We start from the raw sequence: 16,452 nt of genomic DNA on the forward strand, positions 1-16,452 counted from the left end.
CTCAGTGCCCCCGATGGGCGTCACTGCCGTCGGCGGCAGCAGCGCCCGGCAGCGGCTCGATGCCGGTGACGATGTACTCGCCCGGTTCGCCCGCCTCGAACACGAAGCGCACCGGCGTGCCGGGCGCGATGTCCTTCACCAGGCCGGGGTCGGCGATGACGAAATCCATGGTCATCGCCGGCCACTTCAGCGCGGGGATCTCGCCGTGGGTCAGCGTGAGGCTGCCGGCTTCGGCGTCGATGGCGTCGAGCGTGCCCTCGGTCTCGTAGCTCGGCGCGGCCATCTGTTCGCTGGCATCGGCCTCCATCAGGTTCGACAGCGCGGCCTTCAACTGACTCTCCGAGTCGATCAGGAAGTTGGCGGACACCACCACCCGATCGCCCGCCTCCACGCCTTCGAGCACCTCCACCACCTCGCGGCCGCGCTCGCCGAGCTTCACCGGCTGCGGCTTGAAGCGCCCCTCGTCGAGGGCGACCAGCACCACCCTGCGCTCGCCGTCGTCGATGATCGCCGAGCTCGGCACCACCGTCTTCGGGCTGGCGTCGCCCGCCGCGAGCTCGACCTGGGCGAACATCCCGGGGCGCAGCAGCCCTTGCGCGTTGTCCAGTTCCAGGCGCACCCGGGTGCTGCGGGTGGCGGGATCGAGCGTGGGATACAGGTAGTCGACCCGCGCCGGGAAGCTGCGCCCCGGCCAGGCCTCGAGCGTCACCTGCGCACCCTGGCCGACCTGCACGCGGGCAAGGTCCTGCTCGAAGACGTCGGCGATGATCCACACCTTCGACAGATCAGCAATACGGAACAGCGCCTCGCCGGGCATGAAGCGCCCGCCTTCGATCGCCATCTTCTCCAGCACGACGCCGCTTGCCGGGGCGTGGAAGACCTGGCGCGCACCGGCCTGGCCGGCGACCTGCAGGTTGCGCAGGCGCGCGCGTGTCGCCTCCGCCAGCCGACGGGCGGATTCGCTCGCCACCGGGTCGTGGCTCGCGCTCGCGTGCGCCAGGCGCTCGGCGATGCGCAACTCCTCGCCGGTCGATTGCAGCTCGGGGCTGTAGGCGGTGAACAGCGGCTGGCCTTTCTTCACCGCATCGCCCACGGCGTTCACATGCAGGCGCTCGATCCAGCCCTCGAAGCGCGGCGCCACCACCACCTGGCGGCGCTCGTCGATCTCGATGCGGCCGCTGGCGCGCACCGTTGCGTCCACCGTGCCCAGTTCGACCAGGGCCGTCTTCACGCCCAGGGTCTGCATGCGCGCCGGGCTGACCGCCACCGCGCCGCTGTCGTCGGGCCGGTCGTCGGCATAGACCGGGATGTAGTCCATGCCCATCGAGTCCTTCTTCGGCACCGGCGAGGTGTCGGGCAGGCCCATCGGGTTACGGTAATAGAGGATCTTGCGTTCGCCCTCGCCCTCAGCCTGCGTCGCGGTCGCGACCGCGGCCCCCACGGCTGCCGGCGCGGCAGACGCCGCCCCATGCTGCATGCGCGCGAACCAGTAGCCCGCACCCGCCGCGATCGCCACCGCGACCGCGACCGTCGTCACCCGCAGCGCAACGCTCACTTGAATTCCCCTGTCAATTTCCTGATTTCGGTCAGCGCCAGCCGGGTCTCGAGCTCCGTCTGGAGCTGGCGCATGCGGATGTCGATGAGCTGGCGCTCGGCCTCGATGACGCTGTCGAAATCGACCGTGCCGCTGGCGAGCGCCGCGCGGCTGGCGTCGCGCGTGGCCTGGGCCTGCGGCAGCAGCGTGTGCCCGAGCAGGCGCAGAGTCTCGCGGCCCTGGGCGTACATCGACCACGCGCTGCCGAGCTCGCCGGAGGCGCGCGCGCGGGCGTCCTCGCGCCGGGCCTCGGCCGCCAGCAGCATGTACTCGGCCTCGCGCTCCCGGGCACGGCGGCTGGCCTGCTGCAGCGGGATCATGACCTCGAACATCACGTCCCAGGACGCCTTGCCTTCATCCGGGCGGTTGTTGGTCACGCCGACGGCGAAGTCCGGCAGGCGGTCCTGGTAGGTGCGCGCGCGCTCGGCGCGGGCGACGTCGATGCCGTTGGCGGCGACCTGGACCTCCGGGTTGGCGCTGGCCGCGGCCTCGAACAGGGCGCCCGGCCCCAGCCCCTCGGGCAAGGGCGGCGGATCGGCGGGCGCGGCGAGCGGCGCATCATGGGCGCGGCCCAGGAGGCCGTTGAGGCCGGCGGCCAGCCCCGTGCGGCGCTGCTCGACCTCGACCAGCGCCAGGCGCTGCGCGGTGATCTCGCGCTGCATGCGCAGCACCGCCTGCTGCGGCAGCAGGCCGAGCTCGTAGCGGGCGAGGCTCAGTTCCTCCAGCCCCTGCAGCAGGCTCAGGGCCTCGCGGTTGAGGACGCGCTCGCGATCGGCGGCGTAGTAGCGCAGCCACAGCGCCTCGATCCTGGCCGCCAGCTCGGTCCACGCGGCGTCGCGCATGGCGTCGGCCCGGGTGGCCTGGGCCTCGGCGGCCTTCACCGCCAGCTCGCGCTTGCCCCAGCCGGGCAGCGGCTGGGTGATGCGATAGCGCGTCTCGCCCACCTGGCCGGGCAGCAGCGAGGCCGAGCGCCCGCTCATGGTGTTGGTGGCGTCCATCAGCTCGAGCTCGAAGCGCGGGTCGGGCAGCGCGCCGGCCGGGCTGACGCGCTCACGCGCGGCCGAGGCCTCGGCGCGGGCGGCGGCGAAACCGGGGTTGCCCTGGCGCGCATGCTCGATCAGCGCCTGGGCGCTGGCGCCGAGCGCGGGCGCTTCGGGCATGGCCTGACTCCAGGCACTGCCGCCTGTCAGCGCGAGCGCCAGCACCAGCGCCGCGGGTCGTGGCAGACGGAGGGCCGCCACTGCGAACGGGGATTTCATGGACAGGGGTTCCGGCTTGCGGTCGGGGGCGGGGTCGGACAGCTCGACGCCCGCCCTTCAGCCAGGCGGGCGTCGGATCGATGATGGCGCGGGACAGGGTACGCCCGCGCCCGAACCCTCACTGCGCCGGCTCGATCACCGTGACCGTCAGCGCGCCGCCGACGCGCGTGACCGCGAAGCGGATCTTGTCGCCGACCTTGACCTGGTCGAGCAGGCCCGGCTCGGCAGCGCGGAACACCATCGTCATCGGCGGCATGTTGAGCGCCTCGAGCGGACCATGCGCGATGGTGAGCTTGCCGGCCGGCTTGTCGATCTTCTTGACCGTGCCTTCGGCCAGCGGCGCCTCGGCCGCGGCCGGGGCGCTGGCGCCGCCGTGGTGGGCGTCGTGGTCGGCCTGCGCGAACGCCAGCGGCGCGCCGCCGCCGAGCGCGAGGAGCAGCGCGGAGGTGATCAGGGTCTTGTTCATGATGGGGTTCTCCGGGGATGGCTGGGAGGGGTTGCCGGGTGAATCCGTCGGCTGGAGACCGGACTCGAAGCTCGGCGCGATTATGCCCAGCGCTCGCCGACGGGAGGCTGACGCGCGGATTACATTTCTGTCAGCCGCGGACCGTGATACTGCCGATCATCCCCGCCTGGAAATGGCCGGGGATCAGGCAGGCAAACTGGAACTCGCCGGCGCGGTTGAACTGCCAGACCATCTCCCCGCGCCCACCCGGCGGCACGTGGGCCATCCACGGCTCGTCGTGCTCCATCTCGGGAAAGCGCTCCATCAGCTCCGCGTGCTCGGCGAGCGCAGCGGGCGTGCCGATCACCATCTCGTGCATCACCGCGCCGCGGTTCTCGTGGGTGAAGCGGATCGTCTCGCCCAGCCGCACCTCGATGCGGTCGGGCACGAAGCGCATGCTGTCGCTCATGACGATGGGGATGGTGCGCACCACCGCCGCGACGTCGCCGGCGATGCCCCAGGGCTGCTGCGCCTTCGGCGGCGCGGTGGCAGACCCGGTGGCAGACCCGGTGGCGGACTCGCCGGCAGGCGCGGTGGTCGCCTTGTCGGCATGCGCGGGCCCGCCATGGGCGAAGGCGCCGCGCTGCAGGGCGAGCACCCCGGCGGCAAGGCCGGTGGCGAGAAAACGACGACGGTTCTTCATCGGAAACCTTCTTTCGGGCGAGGCGTACTCGTTGCCATCAGGGGGGAACGTGATCCTGAGGGATCATCGTGCCCGCCCCGCCATGCGGCAGGATACTGGCCAAGCGCCTGGTCTGCTCGCACACCCTGCCTACGCGCGCAGGGCAATCACCTGGGCGCCGCGGGCAGCGTCGCCGACGGCAGGCCCATCATGCGCTGCATCATGCCCATGTGCTGCTGCATCATCTGCATGTGCTCCTGCACGAGCTTCGGATCCATCATCATGCCGCCCGTCGGCCCCATCGGGCCGGCTCCGGGCGCGGCCCCCGGCATCGGCGCGGCACCCGGCCCACGCCCCCTCATCATCGGCCCGGGGCCCACCTGACCGCCCATCATCGGGGCACCCGGCGGCTGCCCGCCCAGCATCGGACAACCGGCGGTCCCGGCCTGCGACGCGGCCTCCAGCGCCTTGATCTGCTCTTCCATCAGGGCCATGCGGCGCTCGGGGTCGGTGGCCTCGCGGATCGCCTTCATGCGCGCCTGCAGCGCCGGCACGCTCGCGGCCAGCGGCCAGGCCTGCGCCTGTTCGGTGGTCTGCGCCAGCGCCGGGCCGGCCTGCAGGGCTGCGGCCAGCGCAAACACGGGCATGAGCCCGGCGAGACGATACGGACTGTGTTTCATGATCGATCTCCCATCGGTTGCGGTGCGAGTGCATTGCCCCGTGCAATGTCGTGCCATACGGTCCATCTTGCGCGCGCGCACCTGTCCCCGGCCTGACCCGGAGGTTACATTTCCGTAATCCGGTGCCCGGCCGCGCGGCGCGCGGCAGAATTCGCCGGACACGGCAATCCATCGGTGGGAGCACGCGCATGAAGATCCTGATCGTCGAAGACGAGGTGAAGACCGGCGACTACCTGCGCCAGGGGCTGACCGAGGCCGGATTCGTCGTCGACCTCGCGAGAGACGGCCTCGACGGGCTCCACCTCGCGCTCGCGGGCGACTACGACCTCATCGTGCTGGACGTGATGCTGCCGTCACTGGACGGCTGGAGCATCCTCAAGACACTGCGTCGCAGCGGCCGCGAGGCCCCGGTGCTGTTCCTGACGGCCCGCGACCAGATCGAGGACCGGGTCCGTGGCCTCGAGCTCGGCGCCGACGATTACCTGGTCAAGCCCTTCGCCTTCTCCGAGTTTCTCGCGCGGGTGCGCACCCTGCTGCGCCGGGGACGAAGCCACGAACCGGAGATCCTGCGCTCGGCAAACCTGGAGCTCGATCTGCTTCGCCGCCGCGTCAGCCGCTGCGGCCAGCGCATCGACCTCACCGCCAAGGAGTTCGCCCTGCTCGAGTTGCTCCTGCGCCGCAAGGGCGAGGTGCTGCCGCGATCCTTGATCGCGTCACAGGTCTGGGACATGAACTTCGACAGCGACACGAACGTGATCGAGGTGGCGGTGCGCCGGTTGCGGGTGAAGGTCGACGACCCCTTCGAGCCCAAGCTGATCCGCACCGTGCGCGGCATGGGCTACGTGCTCGAGGCGATGGAGCCGAGCTGACGATGATCCGCATTCACTCGCTGACGGCACGGCTGGCAACGCTCTTTGCGGTGCTCACGGCAAGCCTGCTCGTGCTGGCGGCGGTGTTCCTCGGCCGCATGCTGGACGCGCACTTCGAGGAACTCGACACGCATGAGCTGCAGGGCAAGCTCACCCTGATCCGCAACGCGCTGCAGACCGAGGCCGCGCAGGTGGGGCAGCCGGATCGCTTCGAGGCGCTCGACCGTTCCTTCGTCGGGCACGAGAGTGTCGGCGTCCTCCTTCGCGATGCCGAGGGGCGCGTGCTGCACGTCATCCATCCCGAGCACTTCACCGCCGCCCAGCGCGCAGGCGAAGCCCTCGCGGCCGGGCTGAGCGGCTGGACGGTCGACGCGCGCCCCCATCGGGGAGTCGAGGTCAGCATCGCGCTGCCGAGCGCCGGCGCAAACCACGAGACGATCGCGGCCCTGGTCGCGCTCGATCTGTCGCATCACGTCCATTTCCTCGCCTCGGTGCGCCACGCGACCTGGGCGGGCGTCGTCGCGGCCGCGCTGGCGGCGGCGCTGTTCGGCTGGATCGCCGCGTACCGGGGCCTCGCCCCGCTGCGCCAGGTCACCGAGACCGCCCGCAAGCTGTCAGCCCGGCAGCTCGCCGAGCGTCTGGCCATCGATGACGCCCCGCTCGAGGTGCGCGACCACGTCGAGGCCTTCAACGGCATGCTGGCGCGGCTCGAGGCCGCCTTCCAGCGCCTCGGCGACTACTCCGCGGACATCGCCCACGAGCTGCGCACGCCGATCTCGAACCTGATGACGCAGACCCAGGTCGCGCTTTCGCGGCCCCGCACGACCGAGGCGTATCAGGACATCCTGGCCTCGAACCTCGAGGAGTACGAGCGCATCGCGCGCATGGTCAGCGACATGCTCTTCCTCGCCAAGGCCGAGGGGAACACGCTCGCGCACGCCAGCGAGCCGGTCGACCTGGCCCTCGAGGCAGATGCCCTGGTCGATTTCTACGAGGCCCTCGCCGACGAGCGCCAGGTCGGCATCGCGCGCCAGGGGCAGGCGAGCGTTCAGGGCGATCGCCTGATGCTGCGGCGGGCCCTTTCCAACCTGATCTCGAACGCACTCCGCCACACGCCCGAAGGCGGGCAGATCACGATCAGGATCGATGCCGACGCTGCCGGTGTCCGTGTCGCGGTCTGCAACGTCGGCGATCCCATCCCCGGCGAGCAGATCGAGCGGATCTTCGAGCGTTTCCATCGCGGCAGCGCCCAGCGCGAGTCCCGCGGCGAAGGCGCAGGGCTCGGGCTCGCGATCACACGCTCGATCGTCCACGCCCACGGCGGGCAGATCAGCGCGCAATCGGCCGAAGGCGTCACCTGCTTCACGATCACCCTGCCTCGGCACCGCGCGCCTGCGGCACCCTGACCCGGCGAAGGCGGCGCGCCGTCGAACGACGCGCGGACGAGCGCGCTGCGAGCGGGCGCGACGGGTCTCTCACATGACGCCGCGCTGCGCGCCGATGCGCCCATCGTGCAGCGCCGAGGCCACCAGCCAGGCACTCGCGCCCGAGGCGGCAGCGTGGCGGAGGTCGGCCTCGTCACGGATTCCGCCCGCCCCGACCAGCTCCACGTCCGGGCGCAGGGCCTGAACGCCGCGCAGGGTTTCGAGGTCCGGACCGGCGTCGGCACCGACACGGTCGAGCGTCATCACGATCACGCGTGCGGGCCACCACTCGGGGTGGGCGTGGCAGCCGCCGGGATCGAGCAGGCTGCCCTGGCGGCGATCGAGTGACAGAATGCAGTGCGCACGATGCGCCGCGAGGCAGCGGCGCGCGCGGTCGGCATCCGCAAGCGACTCGCTGGCGACGATCGGGGTGACGCGGGCGGCGTGCGCGCCGAGGCGCTGCCGGAAGGCGTCGATCGATTCGGCGTCGCGAAAGCCGCCGTCGACCCAGAGCTGCACCGCGGGCAAGCCGTCGAGCAGCGCGGCCAGCATGTCGAACTGCAGGGCGCCGCCCATCAGGGCGTCGAGGTCGGCAAGATAGAGGGTGTCGCTCGCCGCGCGCTCGAGCAGGCGCGGCGCGAGTTCGAGCGGCGCGCTCGATGGACACAGGGACGACCGGATCGGTCGGTAGGCGCTGCGCTCGCCACGCACGCCGCGGACGACCTGGCCGGCCATCAGGTCGATGACGGGAATGAGCTGCATGACAAGGACTCGACGGATTCTGGTGCTCGAATTTATCAGCGCGGGGGGGCTGGGAGAAGCCGCGTCGGCCGAGCCGGCAGGCGTCGCCGGCGAGCCGCTGCTCGCCCAGGGCGTGCGCATGCGCGACGCGCTGCTGGGCGAGCTGAGCGCCCTGCCCGGCCTGGAGATCAGCGTCGCCGACGCGGGCCTGGCGCCGCTGCCCGCGCACCCGCCCATGCCCGCTGCGGCCGTGCAGCGCCTGTCCACCGCCGCCGTCGCCGATCTGGCCGCCTGGCTGGGCGCGCGGCAGGCGGCCTTCGACCTGGTGTGGGTGATCGCACCCGAGACGGACGATTGCCTGCTCACGCTGTGCGCGGCGGTGGCCCCGGCACGCTGGATCGGCTGCAGCGCCGACGCGATCCGGGTGGCGGCCAGCAAGACCCGCACCCGCGAGCGCCTCGCCGCGCAGGGCATTCCGACGCCGCAGGCGTGGGCGCCGGGCCTGCCCCCGCCCGCGCAGCCGGGGCGCTGGGTGCTGAAGCCCGACGACGGCGCCGGCAGCGAGCACACCCGCGTGTTCGCCGACTTCGCCGCCGCGCGCGCGGCGCTGGCCGCGGCCATCGCGACCAGTGGCCTTGATGCGGCGCAGGCCGACGCCGGCCTCCCTCCCCGATGGACGCTCGAGGCCTGGGTCGAGGGCGAGGCGCTGAGCCTGTCGCTGCTGTGCGCCGCCGAGGGCGTCGAGGTGCTGAGCGTCAACCGCCAGCGCCTCATCCTGGAAGCAGACGGCCAGCTCGGCTATGCCGGCGTCGACACCGGGGTCGAGCCGGTCACGCAAGCGCTGCGCGACCTCGCCGAGCGCTGCGCCGCGGCGGTGCCCGGGCTGGCCGGCTTCGTCGGCCTCGACCTCGTCCGCCAGCCCGACGGCCGGCTGTGCGTGATCGAGATCAACCCGCGCCTGACCTGCGCCTACGCCGGCCTCGCCGCGCCGCCGGAGAGCGCCAGGCCGCCCAGCCCCTGCGCGCGCCCGCGCACGCTCGCTGCCGACATCATTGCCGCCCACGACGCCGCATTTTCCAGCCAAGCCACCGGAACCGCCGATGCACCCCGCACACACGCCTGAGACGCCGGCCCCCGACACCGCAGCCGCCTCCGCCCGCGAGGCCGCGGCGGTCGCATCTTCGACCCCGGATGCCGGGGCCCGATGCGCGCCGCTGATCGGCTGGGACATCGGCGGCGCCCACGTCAAGGCCAGCCTGCTCGAGGCCGGCACCGTCACCGCCATCGGCCAGTGGGCCACGCCGCTGTGGAAGGGGCTCGCGCATCTGGACGAAGCGCTGCAGGCCGCCCGCGCGCGCTGGCCCGCCTTCGCCCACGCTCGCCACGCGGTGACGATGACCGCCGAGATGACGGACCTCTTCCCCGACCGCGAGGCCGGCGTGCGCGCGCTGTGCGCGCACCTCGCCGACCGCCTCGGCGCGGCGACCCGCTTCTACGCCGGCGAGGCCGGCTGGCTGGACGCGGACGCGGCGGCCGCGCAGTGGCCGGCGGTCGCCTCCGCCAACTGGCTCGCCACCGCCAGCCTGATCGCGCGCACGCTGCCCGACGCCCTGCTGATCGACATCGGCAGCACCACCACCGACCTGATCCCGATCCGCGCCGGCCGCCCCGTCCCCTGCGGCCGCAGCGACGCGGCGCGGCTGGCGAGCGGCGAGCTGGTCTATCTCGGCGTGGTGCGCAGCCCGCTGTGCGCGCTCGCGCGCCGCATCCGCTTTCGCGGCCAGGCCTACAACGTGATGAACGAGTTCTTCGCCACCACGGCCGACGTCTTCCACCTCACCGGCGAGCTCGACCCCGCGCACGACCACTACCCGCCCGCCGACGAGGGCGCGCGCGACGCCGCGGGCAGCCGGCTGCGGCTGGCGCGCATGATCGGCCACGACGCGCGCGACGCCAGCGTGGACGACTGGGCCGACTTCGCCCGCCGCTGGCGCGCGCTGATGCTGGCCGAGATCCGCCGCAACCTCGAGCGCGTGATCCGCGCCGCCGACCTGACCGCCGATGTGCCGCTGGTCGGCGCCGGCTGCGGCGCCTTCCTGGTGGACGAACTGGGCGAGGCGCTCGGCCACCCCTGGGTCGGCTTCGACACGCTCGCCGCGGTCGCACCCGCGTGCCGCGCGTGGGCGCGGGTGTGCGCGCCGAGCGTGGCGGTCGCGCAGCTTGCACCGGAGCCCCCATGCGCGTCGTGAAGCTCGGCGGCAGCCTGCTGCGCGACCCGCTGCTGCCGGCCTGGCTGGATCGCATCGCCCGCGCCGGGCGCTGCGCCGTCGTACCCGGTGGCGGCGCCTTTGCCGATGCCGCGCGCGCGGCGCAGGCGCACTGGCGGGTGGACGATGTCGCCGCGCACAACATGGCGGTGCTCGGCATGGCGCAGTTCGCCCACCTGCTGCACGGCCTCGCGCCGCGACTGGCGCTCGCCGATTCAACGGACGGCCTGCGCGCGCAGCTCGCCGCGGGGCGCGCCGCGATCTGGCTGCCGCTGGAACTGCAGCGCGAGGCGGCCGATGTGCTCACCCGCTGGGACGTCACCAGCGACAGCCTGGCGGCCTGGCTCGCGCTGCGCCTGGGCGCCAACGAACTCGTGCTGGTGAAGTCGTGCGCGGTGCCGGCCGCCGCCACACCGGCCGAGCTCGCCGCCGCCGGCATCGTCGACCGCGCCTTTCCCGGTTACGCCGCGCAGTGCGCGCATGCGGGCATCACCTGCCGGGTGGTCGATCGCAGCGGATTCGACATCGTCCTCGGCTGAGCGGCACCCGGACTTCAGCGCGGCCTCGCCACCAGCCGGCTCCCATGCGCCGGCTCCCATCCACCGGTCCTACTCTGCCCGACCCGCCTCCGCCTGGCCCCTGCCCGGCTGGCCCCTGTCCGCCTGGTCCACGCCCGGTGCGGAAACGAGCGTCTCGACGCGCAGGATGTCCTCGCCGCGGGCGCCATCGCCGAGCCGGGCGGCACCTTCGGTCTCGATGCGCTCCGCCAGCCTCGGCTCGCGCCCCGGCCCGCCGTCGAGCACCAGGCTGCGACGCGCGCCGCGCGGACCGACGATCAGCGCGCGTACGCCGCCGAGCCGGGCAAGGCTCAGGCGCACCGGTCCCTCGGCATCGGCGAGCACGCCGGCGACGCGCGGCCGCCCGCCGCGGTCTGGGGTCAGCACATGGATCGCACAGCGCTGGCCGCGCTCGCCCTGGCGCCGGCACAGGCGCAGCACCAGCTCGTCCGCCGCGTCGGCGTTGAGGTCGCCGCGCCAGGACGACAGCCGGGCCTCGCCCGCCCCGCCCGGCTGCGCGCGCAACACGAGATCGACCGCCGCGCGCTCGAAGGCGAGCGCCGCCTCGGCGCGCACGTCGGGCAGCGGCTCGCGCACCGGCGCACCGGCGAGCACGCGCTCGAGCGACCGGAAGAAGGCCACCGCATGCACCATCTGGTTGCGGTGGCGGTGCTCGAAGGTGGGCAGCACCCGCTCCACCGGACTGAAGCGCAGCTGCATGATGCCCACCACCTGCCACTGGCCGTCGGGCTGACGCTCGAGCACCGGCCCGCCCGACATGCCGCCCTCGAAGGCGCAGTCGACCGCGATCAGCCCGGTGACCGGTCCGGCCTCGCGTGCGCGGCAGCCCTCCTCGACCGCCACCCCAGGCCGGTTCCAGCCCGCATACGGGAAGCTGATCGTCATCAGCGGGCCGCGCGGCAGGTCGTCGGCGGAGGTCGGCCGCAGGGTGGGCAGGAAGCCGTACTCGCGGCCGAGGCAATCCTCGAGCCGGAGGATGGCCCAGTCGCCGGTCATGCCGCGCGGCGCGGCGGGGTGGTAGTTGCCGTAGTCGACCACGCGCGCCACGCTGCGGTGGCGGAACAGCCCCGGCCGCTCGGGATCGGGGCCGATGTAGAAGGCGAGCGCATGACCGGGGCGCGGCCCGCCGGCGAGCTCGTCGCTGGCGATCGCCTGCGCGTCGCGGAAGAAGGCCGAGTGGAAGGCCGTCATCACATGGCATTCGCCGACCAGGAAGGCGCTGCCGACCTGGCGGCGGGCATTGACCACGATGCCGACCGAGCGCAGCAGCGGCTGGTCGGCGGGGCGGTATTCACGGCGGTCGGCGACGAAGACGTTGGCGGCCGCGTCGCCGGCCAGGCTCAGCGCCAGCAGCAGCCCGAGCACGCGGCACGCGCGCGCGACCGATGAGCCGGGATTGCGCGGCGCGGCCATCGTAAGCTCAGGTGGCGAGCGCGGCCGCCGCCCGTATTTGCGCCTGGGCTGCCGTCGGCGTCATCGCAACCGCCGCACCCAGCGCTTCCAGCCGGTCCGTTGCGCCCGGCCCCTGGGAGCAACTGTCTGTGGGAGCGGGCTTGCCCGCGAATGCGCGCTTCACAGGTCCTTTCGCGGCCAAGGCCGCTCCCACGGGCGCCGAGGCCGTCGCAGGGCCCAGTGGGCGCGGGCTTGCCCGCATCGCAATCGCCGCGTGCAGCGCCTCCAGCCGGTCCGGGTCGAGCCGGCCCTCGCGGCTGCCGTCGCACACCGCGCTGCGAAAACCGGCAAAGTCCGGCCCCAGCCGCGCCAGTTGCGGCAGGTCGGCCAGGCGCAGCGCGCCCGCCAGCCCCACCATGCGCCCGGCGGCGTGGGCACGATCGATGAAGGCCGCGAGCGCATCCTCGCCGAGCAGCTCGAGCAGGCTGCCGGCGCGCTTGGCCTGGGTGTCGGCCATCACTGCGGCGAAGGCCGGCGCGCAGGCGGCGTCGATCACCGCGGCGTCCAGGCCGTCGTCGGCGATCAGCACCGGCACGATCGCCAGCGGCAGCGCAGCCAGCGCCGCCAGCAGCGCGCACGAAGCCGCGCCGCGCCCGGGCACGCCGACCTTGACCAGGTCGACGCCACACGCCCCCACCGCCGTGGCCCGCGCGAGGATGGCGTCGAGCGCGTCGGGCGGCAGGTCCCCGATCGTGGCGCTGATCATCGGCATACGCCGGCGGGCGTGGGCTTGCGTCGCCGCCCCGGTGTCGCAGACGCCGTCTGCGTAACCGTCGCCGCTGCGTCCGACGTCAGCGCACGGCGCGTTCTCCGCGCCCTCGCCCGCCCGCAGCGCCGCGACCACCGCGCGGATCACCGGCAGCGCCAGGCCGCCGAGCGCGCCCGCCGCCGGCTCCTTGAGATCGATGAAGTCCACCCCGACGCGCAGCGCCTCGCACGCCTCGGCGACATCGCGAACGCTCACCAGCATGCGCATGTCAGCCGGCCTCCGGGGCGCGGGCGTAGAAGTCCTCCTTCGCCGCGTACAGCCAGTCCCAGGCCTCGAGCTCGCGCACGCCGGCGGTCTTGTCGATGGCGATCTGCAGGTAGTCCATCTCGGTCTCGACCTTGTCGCGCGGCAGCATGCCGAGGCGGCTCACCAGCACCGCGCCCTCGATCACCGCCGCCTGCGCGCGGTTGAAGCCGGGGAAGGCGCGATGCACGCCCTCGCGGCCGCGGCGCATGTGCAGGGTCGGGCGCAGGGCGTCGTCCTGGTCGCCGCTCAGGGTCAGCTCAACGTGGGCGAGCGCATCCTGCAGGCGGCGGCCATTGAAGCCCTCGAGCGCCAGCGTCGGCCACTCGCGGCGGCCGGTGACGCAGCCGGCGAACACGCGCACGTCGTCGGTCAGGTTGAGCACGGCGCAGCGGGTGGCGAGGATGTTGTCGAGCGTCTTGGAGGGTTTGAAGGGCATCAGGACGACGCGGGCATCCTCGCCCTCGCCCTCGTAGCGCACGCCCATCGGCGCGAGGTGCAGCGTGCCGGTGGGCGACAGGGTGCTGACGACGGTTTCGAAGATCATTCTGCGGACCTCTGCGGGAGGGGTTCGGGCCGCTCGGCGGGCGGCCGCTTCTTCTTGGTGGCGGCGGGGGCGCAATAAACGAGCATGTCCTGCGCCGCGCGTTCGGTAGCGCAGCCCCAGGCCAGCGGCTGGTCCTGCGCGTAGCGCTTGCCGAGCGACCAGGCGATCTCGGCGCGGGCGAGCTCGACGCCCATGTAGAAGGCGTGGCCGCCGTCCTGCTCCAGCCCGAGGCGCGGCCACAGCGCGAAGGGGTCGGCGCCGACATGGTGCCCGTCGCGGTTGTAGACGTGCAGGCCCTGGGGCGAGATCTGCACGCGGAAGTTGGGGTCGCGCACCGCGGCGGCGATCTCGGCGATCTCGGCGGGCGTGTCCGGGAAGGGCTGCTTGTCATGCACCGTCATCAGCGCGTCGCTCAGGCCCTTGGGCAGCGTGGCCGATTCGCGCGCGGCGAACATGATGCGGCGCGCGACATCGGCCTCGCGCACCGCGCGCCGGGCGTGGCCGCTGACCTCGGTGGTGAGCACCGCCGCCACCCGCAGCTCGGCGGCGATACCGAACAGCACGGCGTTGATGCCGGAGGTGTCGGCCTCGGTGAGTTCGGTGACGTTGCCCACCCCCATCATGATCGCCACCTCGGGGTGGCGCTCGCGCAGGCGCTGGTAGCGGCACAGCGAAGCGAGCAGGCCGAAGGGGATGGGGTCGAGGATGGCGTCGGCGAGGAAGGGCCGGCCGAGGCGCTGCATGTGCGCGATCGCGACGTCGAGCGAGGCCTCGTCGGTCGGCTCGCGCGGGATCAGCACCGGGGTGGCGGCGACCTCGTCGGCGATCCACAGGCTGTCGGCGGTCAGGCTCAGCAGGTAGTCGGCGCCGGCGCGGCCGCCGCGCAGCAGTTCCTGCGGGTCGAGCGAATCCACCGACACCGCGAAGCCCTCGGCCTTGAGCGCATCGACGCAGTCTTCCAGGTGCGGGAAGGGCGTCGCCGGCAGGCAGCCGATGTCGATGACGTCGGCACCGCAGGCGCGCAGCTCGCGGGCGCGCGCGACCACGCCGGCGACGTCCATGCGCGGCGCATCGACGATCTCGGAGAAGATCCGCGTCTCGTAGCGCGACAGGTCGACCGCCCGGGCCGCACGGTTGAAGTGGCGCGGCAGGTCCTTCAGTTCTTCCGGGCCGCGCTCGACCGGCACGCCATAGTGGGCGGTGAGCGCATCGAGGTCGCCGCGGCAGCGCCCGGGCACCATCACGCGGTCGAAGCTCTGCACCGCCGCGGGCTCGAGCCGGCGGTGGATCATGTCGGCGGTCATCAGCCCGGCCACCTGCAGGCCGAGCTCGCGCACCGTCCACTCGAAGGGCGGCGGCTCCATGCCGGCGAGCACCTTCTCGAGGTTGTGCTGCGCCAGGCGGCCGGTCAGGAAGAGGATGCGTTCCATGTCAGCCCAAGCTGGTCCAGACGGCGCTGCAGCTGCGCCTCGAGTTCTTCCGGCGACTCGACGACCGCGCAGAAATCGACACGGCGCAGGCGCTCGACGTTCTCGAGCTCGATGTTGCGCGGCTTCAGCTCCACCCACTCGCGCGGGCTCCTGGTGACGACCACCGGCTTCATGTCGCAGGCGAGCACGATGCCGGGAATCTCGAGCTTGCCGGCCTGCGCGAAAATGTTGGTCGGCAGCGTGTCGGAGATGCCGAAGGCGCACTTGGCGACGGTGTTGCTGGTCGCGGGCGCCACGATCACTGTGTGATAGACGTCGTCGTAGAGCATGCCCACCGGCACCGAGCTCGCCGTCTTGTCGCGGAACACCCGACAGCGCGTGCGCAGCTCGGCAATGCGGTAGTCGTAGAGCGGCAGCACTTCTTCGGCGGCAGCGGACAGGAAGAGGTCGATCGCGGGCAGGCGCAAGGCCAGCTCGATGCACTCGACCAGATAGTGGCCCGAGCCGGTGAGCGCCCACGCAAAACGGCTGCGCCGGCTCATGTCGCCAGCGGTGCCGCCGGTCGGGAACACCGCATCTTCCTCGAAGGCGCTGGGGGCTTCACCGCCACCGGCCGCGCCCGGCGCCTGCCATTGCTTGCTGTGCAAAATAGATCGACCTCTTCAATCCCGAGTACAGTTGCGCGCGTTCCTCATGGGCACGCGCGATTGTCACAGCAACTAGCATGCCGACGACGGCCTGCCGGCAAGGATTATAGGCACGCCCCTGGCCTTGCCAACCGCCCGCCCCTTCAGCACTGGCGCGCTTTTCGCTTGCTCGGAACCGACGACGGCCACCCGAGGCCGGACCCGCACACCCTCGATGGAGACGCCGACTTGATCCCCCAGCCGATCCCCCTGCTCGACCCCAACTCGCCGATGCCCGACACCGCCTCCACCCAGCCCCACGACGCCCAGGCGCTCGACATCATCTTCATCGACGGCTTCGTCGGCGAGACGGTGATCGGCATCCACCACGACGAGCTCCACGATACCCAGCCGCTGCGCATCGACCTCGCCGCCGGCCTGCCACGCAGCCTCGCCTGCGACACCGACCACATCGGCGACACCATCGACTACAGCGTGGTGCGCAGCGCCCTGCACGAGATGCTGACAGACCACTCCTACCGCCTGCTGGAAGCCTTCGCCGAGGGCATCGCCACCCTGCTGCTCGGCCGCTTCGGCGCGCACTGGGTGCGGGTGCGCGTGACCAAGCCGGGCAAGTTCCACGACGTCGATGGCGTGGGCGTGATGATCGAGCGCCGGCGCCGTCCTGCGCCGCCGGCCGGCGCGCGCCACAGCGCCGAGGTGCTCAGCCTGCTCGGCGCCGGCATGGTACCGGGCGAGCGGCGCTGAGCCTGCTGCGCCGCTCGCCCGGCCGACGGGCGCTGGATAACGCGCTGGATAACGAAAAGGCCGAAGCGGGCGCTTCGG

At 72.8% G+C, this 16,452-nt stretch carries 17 protein-coding genes; 6 read left to right on the top strand and 11 right to left on the bottom strand.

Annotated features, from left to right (window positions below):
- Position 1: 1 nt before the first annotated feature.
- From AAG895_RS13030 to AAG895_RS13050, 5 genes are all read right to left on the bottom strand, one after another.
- A complete protein-coding gene (locus AAG895_RS13030) occupies positions 2–1,537 on the bottom strand; it encodes an efflux RND transporter periplasmic adaptor subunit (RefSeq protein WP_345795293.1) in 1,536 nt (511 codons plus the stop codon).
- 14 nt (positions 1,538–1,551) lie between these two features.
- Positions 1,552–2,853 (bottom strand): TolC family protein, encoded by a 1,302-nt coding sequence (locus AAG895_RS13035; RefSeq protein WP_345792434.1) that lies wholly within the window; start codon positions 2,851–2,853, stop codon positions 1,552–1,554.
- A 118-nt stretch (positions 2,854–2,971) separates the two neighbouring features.
- Positions 2,972–3,319 carry a copper-binding protein gene (locus AAG895_RS13040; protein ID WP_345792435.1) on the bottom strand — a complete coding sequence of 116 codons (348 nt, stop codon included), beginning with the start codon at positions 3,317–3,319 and terminating at the stop codon, positions 2,972–2,974.
- A 130-nt stretch (positions 3,320–3,449) separates the two neighbouring features.
- Positions 3,450–4,001, bottom strand: a complete 552-nt coding sequence (locus AAG895_RS13045) for a cupredoxin family protein (RefSeq protein WP_345792436.1) — start codon at positions 3,999–4,001, stop codon at positions 3,450–3,452.
- Positions 4,002–4,147: 146 nt separating this feature from the next.
- A complete protein-coding gene (locus tag AAG895_RS13050; RefSeq protein WP_345792437.1) occupies positions 4,148–4,660 on the bottom strand; it encodes a hypothetical protein in 513 nt (170 codons plus the stop codon).
- A 188-nt stretch (positions 4,661–4,848) separates the two neighbouring features.
- On the opposite strand from AAG895_RS13050, the gene AAG895_RS13055 reads away from it, so the two are divergent.
- Positions 4,849–5,529, top strand: a complete 681-nt coding sequence (locus AAG895_RS13055; RefSeq protein ID WP_345792438.1) for a heavy metal response regulator transcription factor — start codon at positions 4,849–4,851, stop codon at positions 5,527–5,529.
- Positions 5,530–5,531: 2 nt separating this feature from the next.
- Positions 5,532–6,935, top strand: coding sequence for a heavy metal sensor histidine kinase (locus AAG895_RS13060; protein WP_345792439.1), 1,404 nt, complete (start codon positions 5,532–5,534; stop codon positions 6,933–6,935).
- A 69-nt stretch (positions 6,936–7,004) separates the two neighbouring features.
- On the opposite strand, the gene AAG895_RS13065 is transcribed toward AAG895_RS13060, so the two are convergent.
- Complete coding sequence (locus AAG895_RS13065) at positions 7,005–7,715, bottom strand: HisA/HisF-related TIM barrel protein (RefSeq protein ID WP_345792440.1); 711 nt, start codon at positions 7,713–7,715, stop codon at positions 7,005–7,007.
- A gap of 22 nt (positions 7,716–7,737) precedes the next feature.
- On the opposite strand from AAG895_RS13065, the gene AAG895_RS13070 reads away from it, so the two are divergent.
- Genes AAG895_RS13070 through AAG895_RS13080 form a run of 3 tightly spaced genes read left to right on the top strand, consistent with a single transcriptional unit; the run spans position 7,738 to position 10,500 of the window.
- Positions 7,738–8,817, top strand: a complete 1,080-nt coding sequence (locus AAG895_RS13070) for an ATP-grasp domain-containing protein (protein ID WP_345792441.1) — start codon at positions 7,738–7,740, stop codon at positions 8,815–8,817.
- A complete protein-coding gene (locus tag AAG895_RS13075; RefSeq protein WP_345792442.1) occupies positions 8,795–9,943 on the top strand; it encodes a hydantoinase/oxoprolinase family protein in 1,149 nt (382 codons plus the stop codon). The genes AAG895_RS13070 and AAG895_RS13075 overlap by 23 nt, the downstream gene beginning before the upstream one ends.
- The gene (locus tag AAG895_RS13080) at positions 9,931–10,500 is read left to right on the top strand and encodes a protein kinase (RefSeq protein ID WP_345792443.1); all 570 of its coding nucleotides are present in this window, start codon (positions 9,931–9,933) and stop codon (positions 10,498–10,500) included. Before AAG895_RS13075 ends, AAG895_RS13080 begins: the two co-directional genes overlap by 13 nt.
- Positions 10,501–10,569: 69 nt before the next feature.
- Here the strand turns inward: AAG895_RS13080 and AAG895_RS13085 are convergent, their stop codons facing one another.
- The 5 genes from AAG895_RS13085 to AAG895_RS13105 are packed head-to-tail and all read right to left on the bottom strand — an operon-like array spanning position 10,570 to position 15,627.
- A complete protein-coding gene (locus AAG895_RS13085) occupies positions 10,570–11,952 on the bottom strand; it encodes a trypsin-like peptidase domain-containing protein (protein WP_345792444.1) in 1,383 nt (460 codons plus the stop codon).
- 7 nt (positions 11,953–11,959) lie between these two features.
- Entirely contained in the window at positions 11,960–12,967 is a 1,008-nt protein-coding gene (locus AAG895_RS13090) for a (5-formylfuran-3-yl)methyl phosphate synthase (protein ID WP_345792445.1), read from the bottom strand.
- A 1-nt stretch (position 12,968) separates the two neighbouring features.
- Complete coding sequence (locus AAG895_RS13095; protein ID WP_345792446.1) at positions 12,969–13,550, bottom strand: DUF447 domain-containing protein; 582 nt, start codon at positions 13,548–13,550, stop codon at positions 12,969–12,971.
- Complete coding sequence (locus AAG895_RS13100) at positions 13,547–14,980, bottom strand: DUF6513 domain-containing protein (protein ID WP_345792447.1); 1,434 nt, start codon at positions 14,978–14,980, stop codon at positions 13,547–13,549. Before AAG895_RS13100 ends, AAG895_RS13095 begins: the two co-directional genes overlap by 4 nt.
- Positions 14,959–15,627 (bottom strand): flavoprotein, encoded by a 669-nt coding sequence (locus tag AAG895_RS13105; protein ID WP_345792448.1) that lies wholly within the window; start codon positions 15,625–15,627, stop codon positions 14,959–14,961. The genes AAG895_RS13100 and AAG895_RS13105 overlap by 22 nt, the downstream gene beginning before the upstream one ends.
- Positions 15,628–15,855: 228 nt before the next feature.
- Between AAG895_RS13105 and AAG895_RS13110 the strand changes: the two genes are divergently transcribed.
- On the top strand, positions 15,856–16,374 hold the full coding sequence (locus tag AAG895_RS13110; protein ID WP_345792449.1) for a dihydroneopterin aldolase: 519 nt from the start codon (positions 15,856–15,858) through the stop codon (positions 16,372–16,374).
- Positions 16,375–16,452 lie beyond the last annotated feature (78 nt).

Origin of the sequence: Thauera sp. JM12B12, assembly GCF_039614725.1 — a bacterium.
Taxonomy (GTDB): Bacteria; Pseudomonadota; Gammaproteobacteria; order Burkholderiales; family Rhodocyclaceae; genus Thauera.